At 48.0% G+C, this 6369-nt stretch carries 3 protein-coding genes and 1 pseudogene; 2 read left to right on the top strand and 2 right to left on the bottom strand.

Annotation, left to right across the window (positions count from 1 at the left end; all coding sequences use genetic code 11):
* Window positions 1-526: pseudogene (locus tag L5L97_RS21920) on the top strand (IS3-like element ISSba5 family transposase); the annotation flags it as partial.
* Window positions 527-803: 277 nt separating this feature from the next.
* On the opposite strand, the gene ssb reads toward L5L97_RS21920, so the two are convergent.
* Complete coding sequence (gene ssb / locus L5L97_RS21915; RefSeq protein ID WP_263183972.1) at window positions 804-1511, bottom strand: single-stranded DNA-binding protein; 708 nt, start codon at window positions 1509-1511, stop codon at window positions 804-806.
* A 108-nt stretch (window positions 1512-1619) separates the two neighbouring features.
* On the bottom strand, window positions 1620-2987 hold the full coding sequence (locus L5L97_RS21910) for an MFS transporter (RefSeq protein ID WP_168825599.1): 1368 nt from the start codon (window positions 2985-2987) through the stop codon (window positions 1620-1622).
* Window positions 2988-3390: 403 nt separating this feature from the next.
* Between L5L97_RS21910 and uvrA the strand changes: the two genes are divergently transcribed.
* Window positions 3391-6273, top strand: coding sequence for an excinuclease ABC subunit UvrA (uvrA, locus tag L5L97_RS21905; protein WP_131524377.1), 2883 nt, complete (start codon window positions 3391-3393; stop codon window positions 6271-6273).
* Window positions 6274-6369: the final 96 nt, after the last annotated feature.

Genomic DNA, 6369 nt, shown 5'->3' with positions numbered 1-6369 from the left:
TGCAGTAACTCAACCAGATCAAGTGTGGTGTGGCGACGTGACGTATGTTTGGGTCGGTAATCGCTGGGCCTATCTAGCCGTTGTTTTAGACTTATTTTCCCGCAAACCTGTTGGATGGGCTTTGTCATTATCACCAGATAGTGAGCTGACCTGTAAAGCTTTGAAAATGGCATTTGAGTTAAGGGGTAAGCCTGAGAATGTGATATATCACAGCGATCAAGGTTCGCATTACACRAGCTTGAAATTCAGACAATTAATATGGCGTCTTCAGATTGAGCAAAGTATGAGTCGCCGCGGGAATTGTTGGGATAACGCACCAATGGAGCGTTTCTTTAGAAGTTTGAAATCTGAGTGGATACCCGTAAGTGGTTATGGGAATTTTACAGAAGCAGATAAAGAGATCACAAATTACATCACTGGATATTACAGTGAGACCAGACCCTATCAATATAATGGTGGGTTAACGCCAAATGAGTCAGAACGTTTATATTGGAATGACTCTAAAACCGTGGCCAATTTTACTTGACCGCTACACCGTGACATAAAGAGTTGACCAAAAATCAATGCGACTATCTTCACTCACTAATAGTGAACGACGCTCACCCCCTGAAAAAATATAATCGACAACCTTCATTACCCCCCTTTAACTATAAAAAATATAGCAGCAATACTAATTTCGATTATCAACTCTTATTATACAAAAAAACCTTGAGATTTACCTTAAAGACGTGAAAGTCAGTAAGAATAAGAGCTCAAGGGGTTTTTGTTTACAGTTAGATCTACATTATTAGATTTACTGTGAATTAGAACGGAATATCGTCATCCCAGCCATCATCCAAATCTGGAGTGAAGTTTTGCTGTGGTTGTGGCGCTGGACGCTGTGCCGATGCTGCAGGCGCTTGATAAGCTGGTGCTGGAGCGGCTTGTGGCTTAGGCGCATAACCACCTTGTTGTGGTTGTTGAGCCTGTGGCTGACCATAACCTTGCTGCTGGGCAGGTGCTGGCGGAGCATATTGTTGCTGAGCTGGCGCTTGGTAAGCAGGTACTGCTTGAGGCGCTGGCGCATATTGATTTTGCGCAGGCGCGGCTTGTTGTGGTGCAGATTGATAACCTGCGTTTTGTGGCATGCCGCCCATTGGCGCGCCTTGTGCTTGTCCACCTTGACCACGGCTACCTAGCATTTGCATGCTACCGCTTTGGTCGATAACCACTTCAGTGCTGTAGCGGTCTTGACCACTTTGGTCTTTCCACTTACGAGTTTGCAGTTTACCTTCAAGGTAAACCTGTGAACCTTTACGCAGGTATTCACCGGTAATTTCAGCTAATTTGCCGAACAGAACCACACGGTGCCATTCAGTACGCTCTTGCTGTTGACCCTGTTGGTCTTTCCACGATTCGCTAGTCGCTACTGTGATGTTTGCGACTGCATTACCGTTTGGCATATAACGCACTTCTGGATCTTGTCCCAAATTGCCAACCAAAATTACCTTGTTAACACCACGACTGGCCATTGAAATCTCCTGCGATTCTTTAAATAATCTATTAATTCAGTATGTTGTTTATCTTTATTGCCATAGAGGAAAAGCAGCTTCCCCAAATACCACACGGCAGACCAGATATTATTGAGCAGAGCCTAACACAGCTCGTGCTTCTCTTAAATCGAAATGCTCGTCTACCTTGAGATAAGCTACTTTCTCGTCCAGTACGACTATGGCTTCAACAACGCCCATTAATTGGGATAACTGGGTTGCCATATCGCGCGCTTGCGCCTTGTCTTTCACTTCAGCTTCTAAGGTGTAACTCTTTAACAACACAGGATTTTGCATGCCTAATGTCAGGAATAACCAAATAGACATTAAGATCACGGCAACAACAAATACCCCGACTGCGCCCACGAGCTGGAAAGCACCGCCACCGAGCATACCACCACAAAAAGCCCCTAAAAACTGGCTAGTTGAATACACGCCCATAGCCGAACCTTTTTCGCCGACGGGGCAAAATTTGGCAATCAAACTAGGCAGTGAGGCTTCTAAATAGTTAAACCCAGTAAAGAAGAGCACCACGGCAAAACTCAATACCCAAAGATTGCTCGCAAATGCGGCCATCGCCAGCAATGCCACTATCATGATCACGAGGGCAATTTGGAACATCGCCTTAGTATTTTTGCGCTTAACCCCTATGATGATTAACGGCACCATCAAAATAAATGCGCCCACAAAAGCGGGGAAATACAGCATCCAATGTTTTTCTTTCACTAGACCCGCATCCACCAGATCCAGCGGTAATGCCACAAATACTGCGGTGAGCACTAAATGCAGGATAAAAATCCCAGCGTTAAGCCTAAATAATTGCGGCTCGAGGAACATACGTTTGAGCTTAGCGGGCGTCGCTAGAGTGTCTCCCTTCGGAGCCTGAGTGATGGGATTAGGCACTAAAAACTGGATCAACAGCATACCGACAATAGCCAATACCGCCGTTAACCAAAACAATCCAGTCAACCCAAGATGTTGCGCGACGATAGGTCCCATTAGCAAAGACAGGGCAAAAGATAACCCGATACACATGCCAATAATCGCCATCACCTTAGTGCGCTGCTCGTCGCGGGTTAAATCCGCGGCAAGCGCCAGCACGGCAGCGGCAATCGCGCCCATACCCTGTACAGCTCGACCAAAGACAACGCCATAAATCGTATCTGCGTTAGCAGCGATAACACTGCCAATAGCAAACAACACTAAGCCACCAAGAATAATCGGCTTGCGACCATATTTGTCAGATAAAATCCCCATAGGGATTTGCAGCACGGCTTGAGTCAGGCCATAGGCGCCGATAGCAATACCCACCCACAGAGGCGAAAAGCCTTCGAGATGCTGACCATAAAGTGCAAAGACGGGCATGATCATAAACAAGCCCATCATGCGCAAACCAAATACACTGGCTAAAGAAAACGCGACTTTTTTCTCAGTACCCGAAAGTCCGTTGTTACCCATGATTTTGCCCTGGATTGAAGTCTTTTAAGGGGCGCATGTTACCACACCCAAAAGGATTTGCTCAAAAGGAAATCGTGGCCTAAACCACTGACTATACACTTAGCTTTTATCCCGTTTATCACGGACCTATATTGACTGTGTCTGAGTTAACATCTTTATTTTTAACGCTCAGGCACAGGGGAATGAGTCTAACATAATGTTCACAATTGTCCTGTGAGTCAGTGCGCAACAACAGTATTAATCTTAGTTAATCCATTCCATCCACAACATCCCGCAAAGCAGGTCGACTTAAAGCCAGTGCCAGCCCTAGGATTGGTGCAGATCACAGAATCAACTAAACTCAGCGGCGGAACTGTGCGATACTTGTGCTCATTTTTTTAAGCATATGGCATTAGAGCGATAGATGGATAAGATTGAAATACGCGGCGCACGCACCCACAATCTCAAGAATATCAACCTGACTATCCCAAGGGATAAACTGATTGTCATCACGGGCTTATCGGGATCTGGCAAATCCTCCCTCGCTTTCGATACTTTATATGCCGAGGGCCAGCGACGTTATGTCGAGTCCCTATCTGCCTATGCTCGCCAATTTTTGAGTTTAATGGAAAAACCCGATGTGGACCATATCGAAGGCTTAAGCCCGGCGATATCCATAGAGCAAAAATCCACCTCCCATAACCCACGTTCGACCGTGGGCACGATTACCGAAATTTATGATTACCTGCGCTTGATGTTTGCCCGCGTGGGTGAGCCGCGTTGTCCGACACATAATCAACCCTTGGCGGCACAAACCGTCAGCCAGATGGTCGATAAAGTGTTGGAAATGCCCCAAGACAGCCGCTTGATGCTGCTCGCACCTGTAGTCAACGCCCGTAAGGGTGAACACGTTAAATTGCTCGAAGGTCTATCGGCGCAGGGTTATATCCGCGCGCGTATCGACGGTGAAGTGTGTGACTTAACCGATCCGCCAACCTTAGACTTACACGTTAAACACACGATTGAAGTGGTTGTCGACCGTTTTAAAGTGCGTGACGATATTAAGCAACGCTTAGCGGAATCCTTCGAAACTGCACTAGAACTCTCCGGCGGCATAGCGACCGTTGCCAGCATGGAAGACGACACGGGTACTGGTAAAGCAAAAGGCGAAGAACTGATCTTCTCGGCCAACTTCGCCTGTCCGCACTGCGGTTATTCGATGGCGGAATTAGAGCCAAGGATCTTCTCCTTTAACAATCCCGCTGGCGCGTGCCAAACCTGTGATGGTTTAGGGGTACAACAATTTTTCGATCCTGAGCGCGTGATCACCAATACCGAGCTTTCACTGGCGGGCGGTGCGATTCGCGGCTGGGATAGACGCAACTTCTACTATTTCCAAATGCTTAGCTCACTCGCCGAACACTATAAGTTCGATGTCGAAGTGCCCTACGAGCAGCTTAGCGAAAAAGTCCGCAAAATCGTACTTTACGGCTCAGGTAAAGAAAGTATTGCCTTTAAATACATTAATGACCGCGGTGATGTGGTGGTGCGTAATCACCCCTTCGAAGGCATTCTAAACAACATGGACAGGCGCTATCGCGAAACCGAAAGCAACTCAGTACGTGACGAATTAGCCAAGTTTATCAATACCCAAGCTTGTCAAAGCTGTGGTGGCTCGCGCTTACGCGAAGAAGCCCGTAACGTATTTTTAGGTGATATCAACCTGCCACAACTCACCACTTGGTCGATTGGCGAAGCCTTAGACTACTTCGAGAAAGTCGAGTTTAGCGGCCAAAAGGCGCAGATTGCCGAGAAGATTTTAAAGGAAATCCGCGATCGCTTAGGCTTCCTCGTCAACGTGGGTCTCAATTATTTGAGCCTATCGCGCTCAGCAGAAACCCTCTCCGGCGGTGAAGCCCAACGTATTCGACTCGCCAGCCAAATTGGCGCCGGACTCGTCGGCGTAATGTATGTGCTCGACGAACCCTCAATTGGTCTGCATCAAAGGGATAACGAACGTCTGCTGCAGACGCTTATCCACCTGCGGGATTTGGGCAACACTGTGATTGTGGTTGAGCATGACGAAGATGCGATCCGTATGGCGGATCACGTGATCGATATCGGCCCTGGCGCAGGTGTACACGGCGGCGAAGTGATTTGTGACGGTCCAATTGAGAAGATCATCGCCTGTGAAGAATCGGTCACCGGCCAATATATTTCCGGTAAGCGCAGCATTCATATCGATACGCCGCGCATTCCATTCGACAAAACTCAAGTGATTGAGTTGTTTGGCGCGCGCGGCAACAACCTGCGCAATGTGGATTTAACCATTCCTATTGGCCTATTCACTTGTGTTACGGGCGTATCGGGTTCGGGTAAATCGACCTTAATCAACGATACCTTCTTCAAGATCGCCCATAGAATGCTCAACGGAGCGACTGTGGATGAGCCATCACCCTATGACCGTATCGAAGGGATGGAACTGTGCGACAAAGTGGTCGATATCGACCAAAGCCCGATTGGCCGCACACCGCGCTCAAATCCGGCCACTTATACAGGCATCTTCACCCCAATTCGCGAGATTTTTGCCGGAACCCAAGAGTCACGCACTCGCGGTTATCAGGTCGGCCGCTTCTCCTTTAACGTTAAAGGTGGCCGCTGTGAGGCTTGCCAAGGCGATGGCTTGATCAAGGTAGAAATGCACTTCCTACCCGATGTGTATGTGCCCTGTGATTCCTGTAAAGGTAAGCGCTACAACCGCGAAACCTTAGAAGTACGCTATAAAGGCAAGAATATTCACGAAGTACTGCAGATGACAGTGGAAGATGCGCGTCAGTTCTTCGATGCCGTACCTGCCATTGCCCGTAAGCTACAAACCTTGATGGATGTAGGTTTGTCCTATGTGCGTCTCGGCCAAAGTGCAACCACACTTTCGGGCGGTGAAGCCCAAAGGGTGAAACTTGCCAAAGAGCTGTCTAAGCGTGACACGGGCCAAACCTTGTATATCTTGGATGAACCGACCACGGGTTTACACTTTGCTGATATCCAATTACTGCTCGATGTATTGCATCGTCTTAAATCCCACGGCAACACCATTGTGGTGATTGAGCATAATCTGGACGTGATCAAAACAGCGGACTGGATTATCGATTTAGGTCCAGAAGGCGGCGGTGGTGGCGGTATGATTTTAGCCACAGGCACGCCGGAAGAAGTCGCCGAGCATCCAACCTCCCACACGGCACGCTTCTTAAAGCCACTGCTAAAACGGGATATCGAGCTGGCAAAGGCCAATAAAGCTAAGGCTTAACATTCGGCTCATGCCGCAGTTGGTCTGAATAAAAAAAGCGCAGTCGCCCTAAGCACTGCGCTTTTTTTCGCTCAGCAATCCAATATGCTTAAGCTA

It is taken from the genome of Shewanella sp. SM71, from assembly GCF_025653905.1.
Lineage (GTDB): Bacteria > Pseudomonadota > Gammaproteobacteria > Enterobacterales > Shewanellaceae > Shewanella > Shewanella oncorhynchi.
Note: the sequence above shows the minus strand (reverse complement) of the source record. Positions and strands in the feature narration are given on the sequence as shown.

Excerpts from the sequence above, each read along its gene's own strand:
- ssb (WP_263183972.1), bottom strand. The coding sequence starts at position 1,511 with ATGGCCAGTCGTGGTGTTAACAAGGTAATTTTGGTTGGCAATTTGGGA.
- L5L97_RS21910 (WP_168825599.1), bottom strand. The coding sequence starts at position 2,987 with ATGGGTAACAACGGACTTTCGGGTACTGAGAAAAAAGTCGCGTTTTCT.
- uvrA (WP_131524377.1), top strand. The coding sequence starts at position 3,391 with ATGGATAAGATTGAAATACGCGGCGCACGCACCCACAATCTCAAGAAT.